We start from the raw sequence: 15,941 nt of genomic DNA, 5'->3' as shown, positions 1-15,941 counted from the left end.
CACTTCGCTATGGGCGCGCAACTCGGCGGGCATGATGTCGAACAGGCTGGCGTTGACGCCAAGAATGGCGACCAGTGCGGCATTGCCGTTGACGTCTTTGAGTACGCCCAGAGCATCCCCGCCGAATTGCTCAACACGGAAGAGCGAGAGGCTCTTGTCGTGCGAGGGAAGCATATCGCGGCGGTCGATCCATCCTTTGTCGAATTCGAGCGTTTCGGAATAGGCCGAACAGATCACCGAGCCGTCAGGGTTGACGAGGCGCACATCCTTGATTGCGGAACGCTGGTAGACGTGGAGCCGGATCGCCTGCAGCGTCGCGGGCCCGCAATCGGCAAGATCGCGCCGCGCGAGTTCGCCCAGGCTCGCGCCGGCAAAATCGACCGCAAATTCGGCGCGACGCAGAACGACTTCGGTCAATTCGTCGAGCTGATGGGTCTGCTGGTATCGAATGAACGAAGTCGCCGCAAAATGGCCGGCCACGCCGAACAGGGCCGTGCTCGCGAGCACGAGCGCCGCAAATGCGAAAGTCGGTCGCTGCAATCTCATTCGGCCCGGCGGAACAGAGGGAAGCGTCGGCCCATCCTAGTCAGGACGCGCTAAGATAGGGTTTAATGGCGGGACGAGGCATGTGGAACCGGCCTTTGGGGGGTGGGCAGGCGAGAAACCCGTCTGCCCCGGACCGGGGGCCCTATCGAAAAATGCCTCTTAACCTTCCGCTCCCAAGTTCTGGCGGCCCATTCGATGGCGGAGGGAAGCGGGTGCGGGATTGTAGGGCGCGATGGAAGTCTGCCGGGTGCTGCCACCATGCTGTGGCCGGGTGGCTCGCAAGCGCAAAACCACGAAGGCGATATTGATAGCTAACCAGACCAGAACGACGAAATGGCAAGATGTGCCACGGCCAGACCTCGCGATGCAGTTGAGGTCAACGCGAGCGCGCTGGTTCGGTTCCCTGGCAAACAGGGTTAGAGCGCGTTTATTTCATGCAGCTGGATTCGAGGCTTTCGAGCGGACGGTGGTCTCACCTTGGCTTGAGTCCTGGCTCCAGTCCGATCAGCAACACGTCGCATTCGTTCTTCGTCAGAATCGGAGATCGCGCGCCCGCGGTCATCCATGACGTCGTTGGCGAAACACCGCCGCACGCCTAGGCCTTTTTCCTCGCCTTCGTTTTCAACGAAAGACCAAGGCGCAAGGCCATGCGCTTGATCGCATCGGGCGATCGTCCGAGCTGTTTCGCCGCCTCCTCCAATGAAGCCGAAGACTTGGCCAACTCCATCAGCCGGCGGTCTTCCTTGAACGACCAGGGCTTGCGCGCCATAACCGAAATCATCCTCTCGTCGAGACAAAGACAAAGCCGCCAAGCGGACCCATGTCGCTCGACGGCTTTGCTTGGGTGGGGCCGAGCTTGGGGAAGCCCGGTGAGACGATGGGATAAGCGATCGGTGAGACTTCGCAACAAACAACGCGGATTAAGCTAACCGCTCAACCTTAACGCGTCTAATCCGGACTTCGTGGCTCCGTATTATCACGGAGATTTCAATGCTGATCAGCAGCGGCCGTCGCCGCGTTTTGAGTGGTTCGAAGCCGAACTTATCGACCGGCGATTCTGAAGGCTGCATCGACCGGGGCCGTCGGCGTGAACTCGGATTAACATCCGGCCGGATTTAACTTCAACAGTGAGACGTTTTGGTCTTTCCGGGCCCCCGGCCGTCGGGCGACGACCAAACTTCGATCAACTCTTGCACAAACTTCATCATCGCCTGACAAAACTTTCAGCGGCGCCGATCTTGAAGTCGTCACAACGACAAGATGAAATGCAATGGGAGGAACGCGCCGGAAAAACGGGACGTTCAAATGTTGGCAATCGTGGTCTTGGGTTCGATCTTCGCTGGGGGTTTTGCTTGCGGCTATGGTGCGAGGGCGTGGCGCTCACGCAAGCGATCGGCAAGATATCGTCTCTATGCGCCCTATACTCCCGCGGCAACAGGGGCGGGGCGAAGTCGGTCGCCGTCGTAATGGCGGAATTCTGCGCGTGGCCTGTTTGCCGAGCGATCTCCGTGGCGTGATCGAAATAACCATGGGCGGTTAGGTTAACTTGTCGCAACTCTTGAGAGCTTAGCCAATGTCACCTAGAACACATTGATTCACGACGAATGTTTAGCCGCCCCGATTTTTCAGGGGCCCGCGTTAGGGTAGGCGTAAATGGCGTATCTGATTGCATTGCTGGGCGCGGCAATTTGCATCCTTGTTTTGATGGTTTTCGTTCGCGCCTATGATCGACACCTGAAAGATTGTCCAGGTCCCTGGATCATGGACGAGGCTCATTCGAATGACTGATCCAAGGCACAACGCGCCCCGAAGGTATTTCGTTGATGCGCAAGGGAAATGGGTGCTGATAGGGCTGTCGCTTCCGGAAACGGCCGAGTTCGAAGCGCTGGATGTGACATCGGGAGAGACGGTTGAAATCGCGGCCGAAATCGGTCTGAGCGATGGAGCCGCCGCGGCGGACGAAGCTCGATGGCGTGAGCTCTATTCCAAACACGAAGGAGCCTGGCGGGCGTGGATCGTACAAAGCCAGGCGGAGCGGCCACAAGGTTCAAACTTTGTTAACTATGTCTGACCGATGTTAGCGGTCCAAATCTCGAACGTGGGATGGCCCAAATGTTTCAGCTGTTCCTGAGAGCGCGCGCACACAACTTTCTCAGCTCCCGCCGTGAGGACAAGGGCTTCAAGGCCCGTACCGTCGAGCGCGATGCGGAGACGGACCGCGTTCGAATCGATGCCGTCATGGTCGCGATCGATGCGGCATTGCGCGATGCAGAGAGGGAGCAGGTCGGCCTCGGACGACGCGTTGATGACGCACTTGCGCGTGCATCCGTCACCTTCGGAAACGGCACCGATGAATATCTCGAACGGGAGCCGATCGACAGCCATCATCAAGATCTCTTTGCCGCCGACATCTCCAACGGCCAGCGGCGGCTCAAGGAATTGGCAAACACCATCACTCACTTGAGATTTATCAGGACCGCGATGCTCACGCGCTTTCCGAACCTGAAGCCGCCGCAGCTCAATAGCTAGGATCGAGGCTTTGGCTCGGCATCTGCCGTCTGGTGAAAAGCAGCAGGTCCAGACACGATGGATATCTCGGTCCGAGAAGCATCATCTCTCGCTGAACAGCTTTGCCACGGGACAATTCGGGCGCCGCTTTGCCGTTGGCTCTTCTGCCGGTTTTGATATGGTCCCGTCCTGTTCTCGGACGGATTGAAGGAGCGAGCCAGGTGATCTCCAGAAATTTGCAAAGGTCGATGGGATTGGCATTTGTTTTGGCCATTGGCGCACCAGTCACGGCTTCGGCCGTCACGGTAGAAGTCGCGCGTGCATGCGACGCAGCTTTGGCCAAGGCCTTTCCGCCAAAGCAAATCGGCAATCCCGCTGCGGGCAGCGCGGGGACTGTCAAGGAGCGGCGCGAATATTTGAGCAAATGCGTCGCGAACAACGGCAAGGTCGATGATGCGCCGGCGGATGCGCCTAAAGATGCCAAGGCCAAAAAATAAACGAAACGCGTCGCGCCACTTTAGCGTCGCGGCGGGCAGGGGGAGTAGAACGCGCCGTTCGTTGCATTGATGCGTTCGACGCATTGGTTGGGATCAGTCGGCGTCCCGGCCACCGTGAAGTCATAGCCCATACCTTTGACGACCACGACGTAGCGACCCGGCGAAAGCGTAAAGCCGTCCTGCTCCGGCTGCAGCGATAGCATTCTCGGCTGATCCTCGACCGGACCGACTTTGTAAGGGTAGGACATGCTGCGGATGACCCAGGTGTCGCCGGCAGTGACCATGGCCGCTTTGCCGGTTGCATCGACGCCCATCGCTCGGGAGACTTTTGCGACCACCCGAACCTCGGTCCCGGTTGCATCGACGCCACCGTCGGGCCTGAACACAATGAAGCTGACATCTCCGCTTGTCAGGGTCGTCGCGCTGGGCGTGGTGATTGCCGCTGAGATCGCGACACGACGGTCCGGAATCTTTCCGGGGACCGGCTTGAGCTCCTGGAGCTGGCCTTCGCTCAGGGCGTAGACGCCAAACGCTGTCGGCAACGGCGTCGAGGGTTGCGCAGCTGGCGTCGGCTCCTTCGGTTGATCCGGTGTCCGTTCGACACTCTCACCGCTCGATGGAGTCACAGCCACGGTGGGTTGAGGCTCGGGGCTTGCCGAGGTGCGCTTGGACAGCGTCGTGGACTGCCACAATGCGAGGGATTGCGTCCTCAGCCGCGGCCAATAAGTAACCGCCGCGCTGGCGCCGGCAATGACGACCAGGATGGCGGCTAATCGCATGAGGGAGTTAAGGATGCCGCTTCGCTGAGATGGGTCGAGCGGTCCGGGCCGCGCGACAGAACCGCGCCTGGTTTCCGCCGCCGTCGGGACGGGCGGCGAAGGCGGAACGGGCGCCAGATGGGGAACGACCTGAGGAGCCGGGGGATCGGGTGGCGAGGGATGCGAAGCGACGTCTAGGGCCGACTCCGGCGCTTTGGACAGCGCGTCGCGCTCGTTGCGTTCAAATGATAGCTCGACGTCCCGAATGGCGCGTTCGAGCACTTGCTGGAGCTCGCGTGATTCCCGTGCGTCGCCATGGGTGAATTGTTCCAGAAGCTTGATCCGGGCAAGCTCGTACACAATTTCCCGGATCTGCCGCGGGTCGCCGGAAATGTCGCGAATTCGCCCGGACAGTAGACGCACAAACCCGGCCTTGATCGCGTGCGTATTTGGCGCGCTGGCGGCGGTGTCGCTGGGGTCCGTCATCAAGGCCGATCAAGTAACCCGAAACAGGCTGTTTCGCTAGGCTTTTCGGCGTCAAATCCCATCTCTGCGAAAGCCGCTCTGATCGCCAACCTTGCAAGAGCCCTTGTCGAACAGCTTCGGGGGCTTGCTTTTGGGCAGAAAGCTGTGACAGTTCGACGAACTCCTCTTTCCGGTATGTTGATCATGCGCGACGGTTTCATAGCACTCACGTTTGTGGCTCTCCTTGTGCAACCTTGTTTTGCACAAGGGACCAAGGACAAAGCCAATTTGACGAGCACCAGCATCGTGACGACCCCTACGAAGAAAACCCAAACGGCCCAGAGCGCCTCCCGACCCACAGCCATTCGAACCCTGGCGCCGGGCAAGCTGCCGAGCGGGATGGCGGCTCAGGGGGTCTGGAGAGACGGCAAGCTGATCGCCGTGCCTCGGCAATGACGCCCAAGCGACCGTGAAGGAACGGTGATCGCCTCCCCGACGTTCTCGCTTGGGAGACATCTCATGAAACGATTAGTCCTGACCGCAGTCGCGCTTTTTGTAACAGCAAGTACGTTGGGCCCAAGCATCTGGGTCCCAAGCGCTTTGGCCCAGGGTGTCAATGATCCGTCGACGCCCAACCGAAATGTCATCATCGTCAATCCCTCGCAGCCCTCGCCGAGCACGGCTACGCCGAATATTCCGAGCCAGATTCAGCCACCTCTGGTCAGCGGAGGGCGCGCACGTCCCTATTATGGCAACAGAACGCGGGGTAGCGGGTCGAGCAGGCGCTAGTCTGGCTACTGTGCGTTGGGTGTCATTCCGCCGCCGCTGGGGAAGTTGCTGGATTTGAGCGCCATTCCACTGACGCGAAAGCGGACATTTCCTGCCAGGTACAAATAATCCGAGGTCGTGCTGCTGACGGTCCGCACCTCGACATAGGTCAGCGTGATCGAACCCACGCTTGGGGTTACCTGGGTGATGTCGACAAACCGAGCTCCCGGGAAAAGCTTCTGGTCGAGGCCATAGAAGATCTTTTCCCGCTCTGACCACAGCACGAAGTGACCGCCGGTCTTCTGATCGACAGCTTCGTATTGCGTATGGATCACTTGCGGGTATTCGATCTGGCCTGCCGCTGCAAAGTGAGTCCCCAAAAAGATCGCCAGAACCAGGAAAGTAATGTTGCGGACCACTGGTCAATACCCTCGCGCGCTAAAGCACAAAGCTTGCCCGCGATTTGGCTTTCGTGCAATCGGCAAACGTATACATTGAATGGAGTAGACGAGAAGTTTCCGGCCCTTGCTCGTTCTTGTTGCTCTGCCCTGGAGTTACAGCGTGCGAACCGCGCGACCCCACACCTCACTAGCTCATGCAAGGCGGCTTGGGCCGTTGTCGGGAGCGGTCCTGACCGTTGCCGGTGCGATCGGCTTCGGTCTCGCAAATCCGCCCTCGTGTTTTGCCCAGACCGAGCCGGAGCCCTCGGTCAACGACTATCTCCCACCAAGCGAGCCGGAAGTCAGCCGTGACGATTGGCGTCAGCGTATCGAAGATGCACGGCGAAGATCCAAAGAGCTCTCGCGCGAGCGGCGGGATCATCCCGAGCTCTATAAACCGGTCCCGGAGGATCCGGATCTTGTCGCGACCGAACGTCTCCTCAATGACGACAGCCTGCAGCGCGGCGACATCGTCTCGACCAAGAAGGGCATGTTCGTCTACCAGGGGCGACCGGATCAACCGCGCCGCGAGCAGGATTTCGTGCCGATCGCGCCAAAAGCGACGCGTTGATATTGACGGCAAGCCAGCAGGCTAAGTCGCGCTCGAACGTCAGTACCGCCGCAAAATCTGATTGAACTTCGGATCGGTCCCCCGCGTGGCCTCCAGAAGCAGCGACTTGCCCTGCGGCGTAGCCTGCAGGTAGGCAGCGATCAGCAGCTGCTCGTAGCGAGAGCGGTTGGCAAGCGCCGCGCGGACGTCCGATTGCGCCAGCAGCTTGATCTCTTCGTCGGCTGCTGCCGCGTTCGATGTGACGGTTTGGAGCCGTGCGAATGCGACGGCGATCGGCACCGCGCCGGCCAGGTAAGACATTTTCACTGCAGGCGTCGCCAGCTCACCCGCCTGCGCCTTCAGCGTGCCGAGCGTGAGCCAAAGCGCAGGCCGGATGGGCGATACTTTCAGGGCCGCAACAACGACGTCTTGGGCCGCCTTGTTCTCGGTGGCCCTGTTGTTGGCATCGGCTGCGGGATGGTGAAGAAAGTCTGCGGCTTTGGCGGCCGCATAATTCGCCAGCAAGTCGCCGTCGAATGAAAGGGGCGCCAGAACGCCCGAAGCGGCTACGTTGACCTTCTCGGGCGGAAACTCGCCCGAGAACAAATCGCTCGCCCTAAAGTTCGACCGCGTGAGGTCGCCGTAAAAGCCCAATGTTGCGTAAAGCAGCAACATCACTGCGATGCAGGCGCCAACGATGCGAAGCAGGATCATGCGGCTCATGATGAATTTCGATGCCCGTGTGGCAGGGCGCGGGAGTCGGCCAGCAACTCTGCAAAAGTCCTAAATTGCGAGCAGACTATCGCCCTGGATCGTGAGCAAGGTCAAGTTGCCGGTCGCGTAGGCGCCGGTGTCGATATTGATCCGGTTCGAGCGGATATCCGGGACGCTGACCGGGGTATGGCCGTGGACGACATATTTGCCGAAGCGTCTCTCGGACTCGAGGAATTCCTCGCGGATCCAGAGCAGATCCTCCTCCTTCTGACGTTCCAGAGCTACGCCCGGCTTGACGCCGGCGTGCGCAAAGAAGAAGTCGCCACACGCGAAGGACGGGCGGAGCTGCTGAAGAAACAAAAGATGCTCCGGCGGGAGCGCGCGCCTTAATCCTTCGATCAATTCAATCTGCTGCTCCGGCGTCGGATTCATCGTCGGGTTGATGCCGTAGGAAACGAGGGTTAGCAGGCCTCCGTAGCGGCGCCATTCCTCCAGCCGTGCCGGGTCCTTGAGGACCTCAAGCAGGAACACCTCGTGATTGCCTTTGAGGCACACTGTCTCATGGGACTTCGATCGCTCGATCAGGAGATCAATCACAGCGCGCGAGTCCGGGCCCCGGTCGACATAGTCGCCTAGAAAGACCTGAATTGCTCGTTTGGGAGCGGAGCGGGCAAGGTCGGCGTCGATGACGGTTAAGAGCGACTGAAGCAGGTCGGCGCGTCCATGCACATCACCGATGGCATAGATCCTCACGCCGTCGGGGAGCCGAGGCTTGACGTTGTTACGAAAGCGTTTGGAAAGGCCCATCAGCTGGTCGAATCGGGTCTGGCATCATGAATAGAGGGCATGATCGCTCATAGCAGAACAAGTTACGCGTCGGTATTCTTAATTGTTTCTGACGAAGGCGCGGCGGTTTTGATTAAAGGCTTGCTCGGCTTTTGAGCCGGATTTCAAGACGTCTCGCGTAGCGTTTCCCCAACAAGAATGGGGAGCGCGACATGCGCAAGACTTTAAAGTTCCTGGCGATTGCCGCCGCTGTATTGGCTGGGGCGGCTCAACACAAGGCCGAGGCCGCCTTCGTTGGTGCGCCGTCGGCGTTGCGCGGCGCCATCCAGTACATCAAGTTCGACCAGCCGACCTTGGCGCCGATGGCATTCACGATCTTTTGCCTGAAGTACGAGGGCGAGTGTAAGCCGCGGCCGCAGCAAATCGTGTTCAGGGGCGGACGTCTCAAGCTCACGGCCGAGCGCATGGCCCAGCTTCAGGAGGTCAATCGGCGGGTCAACAGCGCGATCCGGCCCGAGCCCAACTTGGAAGGGCTGCGTGGCGAGAAGTGGCTGCTGCATCCCGCCAGCGGCGACTGCAACGACTATGCCGTGACAAAACGCCACGATCTGATCGCCAAGGGCTTCCCGGCGCGATCGGTGTTGCTCAGCGAGGTCGTGACGACCTGGGGTGAGCATCATCTCGTGGTCGTGGTGCGCACGTTCTCCGGCGATCTCGTGCTGGATAATCTCACCGGGCACATCCTGCCGTGGTCGAAGAAGTCCTACCGGTGGGTCCGCATCCAAATGCCCAAGAACCCGACCTACTGGGCGTCACTGGCTGATCGCGACGTCTAACGATGAGCGACTAATGACCCGTGCCGCGTGAGGACTGGGTGACGCTTTGGGACAATCCGAGTCCCACGATCGTTGACAGGCAAAGGATTGCTGCCGGATGCAGCAGTCCCGAACCAGCGAAGCTCTCAACCAACGCGAAGACAAGGCAGGCCGCGGCCGCCGCAGGGAAGAACGAGTCGCGGCCGCGCTGCAAAGCCCCCAAAAATAAGCGTCCCAAAGTCATCATGCCCGCCAGCAGCGCGGCGGAAAAACCGACCCATCCGGTATCCGCGAAGATGGCTAAAGCCGTCGAGGGTGCCATCAAAGCCGCGCCGGCATCGCTTTGGTAGATCCTGCCGACGGCAGAAAAGGTGCCTGCGCCCGCACCGAACCACCTGGTGTCGGCCAACATGCGCTCCAGCGCGGCTCTGGTTTCGGCCCCCACATCCGGGACAAGCCGCAAAAGAATCGGCCCCGCATTCTTTTCGAACAGGAAGCTCAGGACAATCATCGCTCCGACCAGCGCGGCTAAGGACAGCGCGCCTGCGGCCAACGGCGATAGGTCGATCCTTCGAATGACAAGGATCAGCAAGATCAACACGAGGCCAAAGGCCGCGGCGATCGCGCTGTTCGTCCCGGACAAGCCAAAAACCGCAACCGCGCTGGCCAGCGCGCCCACAAGACCGCAAAGGCCGATGGTCACCGAACGAATGACCGAGTGGCGCGTTTCGGCCCGCTCGGCGGCCAGCTGCATGACGGCCAGATTAAGCATGACGCCAAGACCGGCCATCGTTGTCGCCAGGTCGGAAGGAACGGCGGTTGCAAGGGCGGGCGACAGTGGACGCAAATCCAGGGTCAGAGCCGACACCGCTGTTACCCCGCTCAGCACAAATAGCACCAGTTCGGCACGGCTGCGATCACGGACCACGACGATTGTCACGCTGAGCAACGAGATCGCTGCGAGGGCTTGAAACAGCGCATTCAGGGTGAGGCCGAGATCCGCCGTCACTGGCCCAAGCGACAGGCCACCGAGAGCATCGTGGCTGCTCACCCAGATCGGATGCGCCCAACTCAGCCACAGCGGCGCCAGCTGGGTTGCGACGCAAAGGGGAATGCCGATCAGGACCCAGCGGCCCCAGACCGTGGCACGCAAATAGTGCTCGTAGTCGGCCTTTCGTGCGCTGAAGACTGCTGCCAATAGCCCCAGGGCCGTAGCCGTCATCCCGAGCTGTACGCCGAATTTGGCGCCGGCAATGTCGAGAGCGGATGCAGAAACAAGGCAAACGATGAGGGCAAAATAAGCGAAGGACAAACGTGCGCCTGGAAGGAATCCTGAAAGGGTCAGGTCACCATACAAGCCGGAGACAAGTTTTCAAACAGAGCTCTGCAGCCGACGCCGCTCCAATCCAACGCGACCCAACCCCACATCAACGAAGCGTCGCCTGCGGGATCAGACGGGACTCTTGATCCGCCAAAGAGGTCAGCGGGCCGTCTTGAGCGGACGGGCAAACACGCGGGCGGCACGACCGGCGGCGAGAGCAAAGCGGGCGGCCGAGCCAAAAAGATAACCGGCCTGGAGCGCGATGGCCGCGAGCACTACGCCCTTCAGGCCGTCAAGGAAGCCCAGATTGGCGATCCAGCCGACCGGGATCGCGGCGAGCAGCATGACGAAGGTCAGCGGCAGCAGCACCAGGACGCGAAAGCGTTGGCCCAGAACTGCGCCTACCAGAAAGCTGAAGATCAAAAGCTCGGTCATCCGAAACACTCCGTGCTCCGGACCTTAGGTTCCGCACCCTAAAAAGACCCTTAAGTCATATGGCTAAATTTTGTCTATTGGCCGCAACTTGCCGCCAGAGAATTATAGGCTTCCCGCAGCCCGCTCAGGGCCACCACGCCTTTGATTTCGCTGTCGCTTTCCTTCACCACCACGGAAAGCGAGGGCATCGCCTGCCACTTACCGGCGGCTAAGGCCGAAACTTCGTCTGGCAAGAGCACCGCCGCGCCCGCGGCGGCCATGCTGGCCTCGAACGTCTGGGTACCGCCGCCGGTTGAGGAGATCGTTACTCGCGGGTGGCTCCGTGGCGGGAAGGAGCGGGTCAAGGCCACCAAGACGTCGATCTTGCCTTTGGGAGCGCAGCGGACGATCAGGCCAGCGAACTCCGGGTCGGACTGCATCGTCTCGGCTGTTTTGGAGATGGAAGCGAAGCTCTCGCCCTCTTTGGGGCCTTGGGTGCGGGTGAATTTCCAAATCGAGGAGGAGGCTGCGATCTCAACGAAGGGGCGCTCCGGGGGTTCGTATCCAGGTCCGGCGAGCAACCGTCCTGTCAGGGCAAGGGAAAGAAGCGACAAGAGCAACGCCGGAACTCCTCATGAGACAGCGGAGCAGCAGAGACACGCGGGGATGAGAACGCCGCGCCCTTCGGTTGAGCGTTTGCCTGCTGAGCGGGCACACGAATTACAACAAACAGTCACAAAGGGTTAGCGAGGTTCCGAAGTAGTGGCGCAGGCGCAACACCGGCGGACTCATTGCGCCGTTAACCATCGGTTTCAGCCTGGAACTCTTGTCGCGCTGCCCGCTAGACCGTACCACTTTGAGGTAATTCGGGACGATCGGGGCGATTCATGCATTCCTTTGCCAAGACATATGTATTCAAGCCGGCGTTTCTGGCGGTCGCGTTGGCGCTCGGGGCGTGCTCGACCAATCCAGGCTCCGGCCCGTTAACAGATGACGTCAACAACAAGATCCAGACCGAGAATGCGCCGGCCTATGAGCTGGTGCCGCTCAATCCGGCCACGGTCAACATACTGCACAGCCATGAGCCCAAGGGTCTTGCGGGTGCGTTCACGGACAAGCGGCCGCCGGCCAGCATCGTGTTCGGGATTGGCGACGTTGTTGCGGTTACCATCTTCGAAGCCGCGGCAGGCGGTCTCTTCATCCCGGCGGAAGCCGGCGTCAGGCCCGGCAACTTCGTGACCATCCCCGATCAATCGGTCGACAATGACGGCTACATCACCGTGCCCTATGCCGGTCAGGTCAAGGCCGCGGGCCTTACGTCGGTCCAAATCCAGCGCGCGATTGTGGAGAAGATCTCCAACCGCGCCATCGAACCGCAGGTCGTGGTGGCGATGGCTTCGCAGCGGACGCAGCTGATCAGCGTGCTCGGCGAGGTCAATTTGCCGGCGCGCTATCCGGCGAGCGCAGCGGGTGCGAAGGATAAGGTGCTCGACGCGATCACCCGCGCCGGCGGCATCAAGGGGCAGGGCTTTGAGACCTGGGTCATGCTGGAGCGTGCCGGCAAGCGCGCGACCGTGCCGTTCGAGAACCTCGTGATGGCGCCCGAGAACAACATTTATGTTCGTCCGGACGATAGCATCTACGTCTATCGCGAACAGCAGAAGTTCCTGGCGTTCGGCGCCAGTGGTCAGAGCGGCGAGTTCAACTTTGATGCTTGGCGCATCAACCTGGGCGAAGCTGTCGGCAAGGCTGGTGGTCTGCTGGATGGTCAGGCTGATCCGGCTTCCGTCTACCTCTATCGCCGCGAGCCGCGTGAGGTTGCCGCCCAACTCGGCATCGATGTCAGCAAGTACACAAGCGAGACGATCCCGGTCATCTTCAACGTGAACTTCCGCGATCCGGGTGGCTTCTTCCTCGCCACGAAGGTGATGATGAAGAACCAGGACATCATTTACGTATCGAACTCGCGCAACGTCGAAGTCGCCAAGTTCCTGACCTACCTGCGTGTGATCATGGCGACCGGCAACGATGCTGTGAATCTCGGCAACAATGCGCTGATCTTCCGCAACAACATCAAGTTGGCCCCGTAAGCCGGAGCCAACCTGACCCACGACAACCGATGGCACCGGGGCTTTGTCCCGGTGCCATTTTCGCATAGCAATCAGCGCGGTCCTGTTCGGGATATGGATCAAGGCACCACTGAGCAAGGCGTGCCGATCATCGGTCACCCTTCAGTGTTGCGAGGGGCCTCATGCGCTTTCGACGACGAGCATTCTGGTGTTTTCTGCCCCTCATCATCCAGGGCCCTGTTTTGCTCGAGCAGGCTGCCGCTGCAGCGGGTGAGTTCGGAGTACGCCACCGGATCGATGTGGTGGTCTCTGCCGAGCCCGACGCGCCGATCTTTCAGCGCCTTCGGGGTGCCAAGGGGGAAGTTTCATTCACAGTGCGCCTGTCGGCGAATTCCAAGGAGAGCCGGTTCTTCGGGATGCTGCACCCATCCTTTTCGGATATCGTTGTGCCCGAGGGACCGGGCAAACCTCTCGTCCCACAAACAAAGCTATGGGAGGAGGAGGTCTGCCATCAGCGGCGGGGCCTGCCCAAGGTGACGGTCACTCAACTCGCCGGGCATTTCGGCGAGGAGGGGGGGCGCATCGAGATATCCGGCATCAATCGCCACATAGGCAATCTGGTGCCACCCGACGAATTAACGCCTGGAATAAAGCTCGATCAGCAGAGTGATTACCTGGGGCTGTTCTATGGCTTTCGGGCGCAGACCCGGATCAGCCGCTTGAATGTGGATCTGAAGATCTATCCGATCGATTGCTTCCTCTAGAGCTAGAGCTAAGGCCGGCTAACCGACGATGCGCTTTCCGCTTCCCCATATACATTGGTCGTGGAGCTGGCCTGCGACCTTCATCCTGTTCTTCGTCGCCGCCGGCGCGCCGTTCCCGTTCGGCTCGACCAACGACCTCTCGATCGCGTTCTGGTGCCTGTGCCTGGGCCTTGCCTTGATCGCGGCGCCGACGCGCGACTTGCGGCGCCCCCATTTCTGGATGATCGCGGGCATCGGGGTGATCGTGGCCGGATACGCCTTCGTGCTGCATGAACAGCTGTCTGATCATCCCTGGATCGCGCCGTTCAATCCGATCTGGAAGCAGGCGTCCGACCTCCTGGGCGTGCCGATTGCGCCGTCGGCGTCGATCGTCAAGAACGAGGCGTTCTTCGCATTGGGCGCGCCGCTCGCCAACATTCTGGCGATCCTCCTCGGCATCACCGTCGGTGCCGAGCGCGAGCGCGCCCGACGTCTGCTTTGGGTCATCGCCGTCTCCGGCAGCCTTTACGCGCTTTATGGCGTCGCTTCGTTCCTGATCGAGCCCACCATGATCCTGTGGCGGGACAAGACGGCCTATATGGGCAGCGTCACCGGTACCTTCATCAACCGCAACACGGCGGCGGCCTATTTCGGTTCTTGCGCGGTGATCTGGATGCTCTTGATCCTGGAGGATGTCCGCCGGCGCTTGCCTGAGCGGCACATCGAATGGAAGCGCGTTTGGCGCGATGTGGCCGAGATCCCGCCGCGAAAAATCCTGCCGCACCTGGCCGCGCTCTTGATTTGCCTGATGGCGATGTTCATGACCGGCTCGCGCGCCGGCGTGTCCCTGTCGCTGCTCGCGATGATCGTCGCCTTCACCATATTCCTGCGCAAGGACCTGCCGCCGCGGACCGGAATCTGGATCTCGCTCGGCTCCGGCGTGGTGGTGGCGCTTGGCCTGATGCAGCTGCTCGGCGGCCGCGTCTCCAGCCGGTTCGACAGCCAGGGCCTGGTCGACGAGGGCCGCATCGAGGCCTGGAAATCCACGCTTCATATCATCGCCGACAACCCCTGGTTCGGGACCGGCATGGGCACCTTCCAATGGGCCTTCCCGCCCTACCGCAGCCCCAACATCTCGATTCGCGGAATCTGGGATATCGCGCATTCCACGCCGCTGGAGCTCGCCTCCGACGTCGGCATCCCCATGGCGCTTTTGGTGGCGGCCGCATGGGCGGTCATGTTCGTCATCCTGGGCCGCGGCGTGTTCGCCCGGCGGCGGGACGCCATCATCCCGCTGGCGGCAGCGGCGACCGCGAGCCTGTCGCTGCTGCATTCCTGCCTGGACTTCACGCTCCAAATCCCCGGCTATTCCATTCCGTTCTTTGCGCTTTTCGGCGCCGGCCTGGCGCAATCGTTCCGCATCCGAGAGGCAGCGCGGACGCAAGGCGAGGCGGTCGCCGCACTGGACGAGAAGGGGCGCCGGACGCAGCCTGCGCGCGGCCTGCGCCGCGCCCGCGAGCTTCACAAAACTGTCTAGTTTTGAAGCAGTTGCGCCGTTTACGAAGTCTTTAGAATAAGTGGACAGCGGTTTACTCTTTCGCTAGGTTCCCGCACGACACAGCCACTTGCCCGGGCCGAGACGTAAAGTGGGCAGACGTTTTTTGGAGGTTTTATTATGAGCGTTATCAAGATTGCGCTTCGCATGGCTGCGGCCGCGGCCCTTGCCGCGACGATTTCGAGCGCCGCAAGCGCCGCCGTCTATCCGCCGCAGCGCCAGCTGCCGGCCACGGTCATTTCCGAGTTCAAGGCGACACCAGGCGCGCTGTTGACGCAATATCCAGCCGGTGCGCAGCTGATCTCGCGCGTGCGCGACCTCGGCGCGTCTGATCCGACCACGGTGCCGGCGCTGATCGCGCTTCTCAAGGACCCCGCGACCACCAAGGACCAGATCCGCGCGATTACGGCCGGGCTCGCCCAGGTTGCCCGCATGGCTGCGGCGACCGACCAAGCCTACGCCAATGAGATCCAGGCCGCTATTGCCGGCACGGGCAACGCCGACGTGATCGCAGCCTACCAGGCCGCAACCGGCGACGTCGCGATCGCAGCGGCTGGCGGTGGCGGTGGCGGCGGCTCCGGATCGGGCGGCCCGATCGGCAATCCCGGCAACACCGGCGGCTCGAACAACGGCGCGCCAAGCTTCGGCGGCTTGCACTACGCGACGACCGTGAACCCGAACGCATCGAACGGCGTGAGCGGCACGACCAACGCCGGCGGCAACGTCAGCCCGCGCTGAGCCAAGGTTAGAATTCATCCCTTTGCACTTAAGGTAAAGCGGCGCCATCGAGCGCCGCTTTTGCGTTCGCGCCGTTAACGTTCACGCGAATTGTCACCTGAAAGGCGCGCTGCGCTGCATCAACGACATTCAACTTCAGATAACACTATGCTACTGTAGCGGGAGGCGTTGGGCCCGAGACTTGCCCAAGAACGCCGCGGGGCTATTGCCAGGCTTAAATCCTTAAAGCGAAGCGCGGATTGATTTCAGGAACC

At 61.0% G+C, this 15,941-nt stretch carries 17 protein-coding genes and 1 pseudogene; 9 read left to right on the top strand and 9 right to left on the bottom strand.

Annotated elements, in window-relative coordinates; all coding sequences use genetic code 11:
- Nucleotides 1-264 precede the first annotated feature (264 nt).
- Both FXB41_RS41075 and FXB41_RS29290 read right to left on the bottom strand, forming a co-directional pair.
- Nucleotides 265-546, bottom strand: a pseudogene (locus FXB41_RS41075) (EAL domain-containing protein); the annotation flags it as partial.
- A 595-nt stretch (nt 547-1,141) separates the two neighbouring features.
- Nucleotides 1,142-1,315: a hypothetical protein gene (locus tag FXB41_RS29290; protein ID WP_162847250.1), complete on the bottom strand. Its 174-nt coding sequence runs from the start codon at nt 1,313-1,315 to the stop codon at nt 1,142-1,144.
- A gap of 1,011 nt (nt 1,316-2,326) precedes the next feature.
- Between FXB41_RS29290 and FXB41_RS29285 the strand changes: the two genes are divergently transcribed.
- From FXB41_RS29285 to FXB41_RS29275, 3 genes are all read left to right on the top strand, one after another.
- The gene (locus FXB41_RS29285; RefSeq protein ID WP_219684229.1) at nt 2,327-2,617 is read left to right on the top strand and encodes a hypothetical protein; all 291 of its coding nucleotides are present in this window, start codon (nt 2,327-2,329) and stop codon (nt 2,615-2,617) included.
- Between the two features lie 41 nt (nt 2,618-2,658).
- Entirely contained in the window at nt 2,659-3,075 is a 417-nt protein-coding gene (locus FXB41_RS29280; protein WP_007595535.1) for a hypothetical protein, read from the top strand.
- Between the two features lie 200 nt (nt 3,076-3,275).
- Nucleotides 3,276-3,551 carry a hypothetical protein gene (locus tag FXB41_RS29275; RefSeq protein WP_219684228.1) on the top strand — a complete coding sequence of 92 codons (276 nt, stop codon included), beginning with the start codon at nt 3,276-3,278 and terminating at the stop codon, nt 3,549-3,551.
- Between the two features lie 20 nt (nt 3,552-3,571).
- On the opposite strand, the gene FXB41_RS29270 is transcribed toward FXB41_RS29275, so the two are convergent.
- Both FXB41_RS29270 and FXB41_RS29265 read right to left on the bottom strand, forming a co-directional pair.
- On the bottom strand, nt 3,572-4,795 hold the full coding sequence (locus tag FXB41_RS29270; RefSeq protein WP_219684227.1) for a hypothetical protein: 1,224 nt from the start codon (nt 4,793-4,795) through the stop codon (nt 3,572-3,574).
- 773 nt (nt 4,796-5,568) lie between these two features.
- Complete coding sequence (locus FXB41_RS29265) at nt 5,569-5,961, bottom strand: hypothetical protein (protein ID WP_219684226.1); 393 nt, start codon at nt 5,959-5,961, stop codon at nt 5,569-5,571.
- Nucleotides 5,962-6,157: 196 nt separating this feature from the next.
- Between FXB41_RS29265 and FXB41_RS29260 the strand changes: the two genes are divergently transcribed.
- Complete coding sequence (locus tag FXB41_RS29260) at nt 6,158-6,553, top strand: hypothetical protein (protein ID WP_219684224.1); 396 nt, start codon at nt 6,158-6,160, stop codon at nt 6,551-6,553.
- A gap of 39 nt (nt 6,554-6,592) precedes the next feature.
- On the opposite strand, the gene FXB41_RS29255 is transcribed toward FXB41_RS29260, so the two are convergent.
- Both FXB41_RS29255 and FXB41_RS29250 read right to left on the bottom strand, forming a co-directional pair.
- Nucleotides 6,593-7,138, bottom strand: a complete 546-nt coding sequence (locus tag FXB41_RS29255) for a hypothetical protein (RefSeq protein WP_246649322.1) — start codon at nt 7,136-7,138, stop codon at nt 6,593-6,595.
- Between the two features lie 177 nt (nt 7,139-7,315).
- Nucleotides 7,316-8,053, bottom strand: coding sequence for a metallophosphoesterase family protein (locus tag FXB41_RS29250; RefSeq protein WP_219684222.1), 738 nt, complete (start codon nt 8,051-8,053; stop codon nt 7,316-7,318).
- A gap of 191 nt (nt 8,054-8,244) precedes the next feature.
- On the opposite strand from FXB41_RS29250, the gene FXB41_RS29245 reads away from it, so the two are divergent.
- Entirely contained in the window at nt 8,245-8,868 is a 624-nt protein-coding gene (locus FXB41_RS29245; protein WP_219684220.1) for a transglutaminase-like cysteine peptidase, read from the top strand.
- A 10-nt stretch (nt 8,869-8,878) separates the two neighbouring features.
- Here FXB41_RS29245 and FXB41_RS29240 read toward each other — a convergent pair whose 3' ends face one another.
- The 3 genes from FXB41_RS29240 to FXB41_RS29230 all read right to left on the bottom strand — a co-directional run bounded on the left by FXB41_RS29240 (nt 8,879) and on the right by FXB41_RS29230 (nt 11,202).
- Nucleotides 8,879-10,159, bottom strand: coding sequence for a hypothetical protein (locus tag FXB41_RS29240; RefSeq protein WP_219684219.1), 1,281 nt, complete (start codon nt 10,157-10,159; stop codon nt 8,879-8,881).
- A gap of 168 nt (nt 10,160-10,327) precedes the next feature.
- On the bottom strand, nt 10,328-10,603 hold the full coding sequence (locus FXB41_RS29235) for a hypothetical protein (protein ID WP_007595516.1): 276 nt from the start codon (nt 10,601-10,603) through the stop codon (nt 10,328-10,330).
- A gap of 74 nt (nt 10,604-10,677) precedes the next feature.
- Entirely contained in the window at nt 10,678-11,202 is a 525-nt protein-coding gene (locus tag FXB41_RS29230) for a hypothetical protein (RefSeq protein ID WP_219684218.1), read from the bottom strand.
- A gap of 267 nt (nt 11,203-11,469) precedes the next feature.
- Between FXB41_RS29230 and FXB41_RS29225 the strand changes: the two genes are divergently transcribed.
- The 4 genes from FXB41_RS29225 (at nt 11,470) to FXB41_RS29210 (ending at nt 15,687) form a co-directional block, all read left to right on the top strand.
- Nucleotides 11,470-12,672 carry a polysaccharide biosynthesis/export family protein gene (locus FXB41_RS29225; RefSeq protein WP_219684217.1) on the top strand — a complete coding sequence of 401 codons (1,203 nt, stop codon included), beginning with the start codon at nt 11,470-11,472 and terminating at the stop codon, nt 12,670-12,672.
- A gap of 161 nt (nt 12,673-12,833) precedes the next feature.
- A complete protein-coding gene (locus FXB41_RS29220) occupies nt 12,834-13,415 on the top strand; it encodes a hypothetical protein (RefSeq protein ID WP_219684216.1) in 582 nt (193 codons plus the stop codon).
- 28 nt (nt 13,416-13,443) lie between these two features.
- Complete coding sequence (locus FXB41_RS29215) at nt 13,444-14,931, top strand: O-antigen ligase family protein (RefSeq protein WP_219684215.1); 1,488 nt, start codon at nt 13,444-13,446, stop codon at nt 14,929-14,931.
- 138 nt (nt 14,932-15,069) lie between these two features.
- The gene (locus FXB41_RS29210; protein ID WP_219684213.1) at nt 15,070-15,687 is read left to right on the top strand and encodes a hypothetical protein; all 618 of its coding nucleotides are present in this window, start codon (nt 15,070-15,072) and stop codon (nt 15,685-15,687) included.
- Nucleotides 15,688-15,941: the final 254 nt, after the last annotated feature.

The sequence above is a fragment of the Bradyrhizobium canariense genome (genome assembly GCF_019402665.1).
In the GTDB taxonomy this organism is placed as follows: Bacteria; Pseudomonadota; Alphaproteobacteria; order Rhizobiales; family Xanthobacteraceae; genus Bradyrhizobium; species Bradyrhizobium canariense.
The sequence above is the reverse complement of the archived record's forward strand: the minus strand, read 5'-3'. Positions and strand labels throughout refer to the sequence as shown.

Excerpts from the sequence above, each read along its gene's own strand:
- FXB41_RS29290 (WP_162847250.1), bottom strand. The coding sequence starts at position 1,315 with ATGGCGCGCAAGCCCTGGTCGTTCAAGGAAGACCGCCGGCTGATGGAG.
- FXB41_RS29285 (WP_219684229.1), top strand. The coding sequence starts at position 2,327 with ATGACTGATCCAAGGCACAACGCGCCCCGAAGGTATTTCGTTGATGCG.
- FXB41_RS29280 (WP_007595535.1), top strand. The coding sequence starts at position 2,659 with ATGTTTCAGCTGTTCCTGAGAGCGCGCGCACACAACTTTCTCAGCTCC.
- FXB41_RS29270 (WP_219684227.1), bottom strand. The coding sequence starts at position 4,795 with ATGACGGACCCCAGCGACACCGCCGCCAGCGCGCCAAATACGCACGCG.
- FXB41_RS29250 (WP_219684222.1), bottom strand. The coding sequence starts at position 8,053 with ATGGGCCTTTCCAAACGCTTTCGTAACAACGTCAAGCCTCGGCTCCCC.
- FXB41_RS29245 (WP_219684220.1), top strand. The coding sequence starts at position 8,245 with ATGCGCAAGACTTTAAAGTTCCTGGCGATTGCCGCCGCTGTATTGGCT.
- FXB41_RS29235 (WP_007595516.1), bottom strand. The coding sequence starts at position 10,603 with ATGACCGAGCTTTTGATCTTCAGCTTTCTGGTAGGCGCAGTTCTGGGC.
- FXB41_RS29225 (WP_219684217.1), top strand. The coding sequence starts at position 11,470 with ATGCATTCCTTTGCCAAGACATATGTATTCAAGCCGGCGTTTCTGGCG.
- FXB41_RS29220 (WP_219684216.1), top strand. The coding sequence starts at position 12,834 with ATGCGCTTTCGACGACGAGCATTCTGGTGTTTTCTGCCCCTCATCATC.
- FXB41_RS29215 (WP_219684215.1), top strand. The coding sequence starts at position 13,444 with ATGCGCTTTCCGCTTCCCCATATACATTGGTCGTGGAGCTGGCCTGCG.
- FXB41_RS29210 (WP_219684213.1), top strand. The coding sequence starts at position 15,070 with ATGAGCGTTATCAAGATTGCGCTTCGCATGGCTGCGGCCGCGGCCCTT.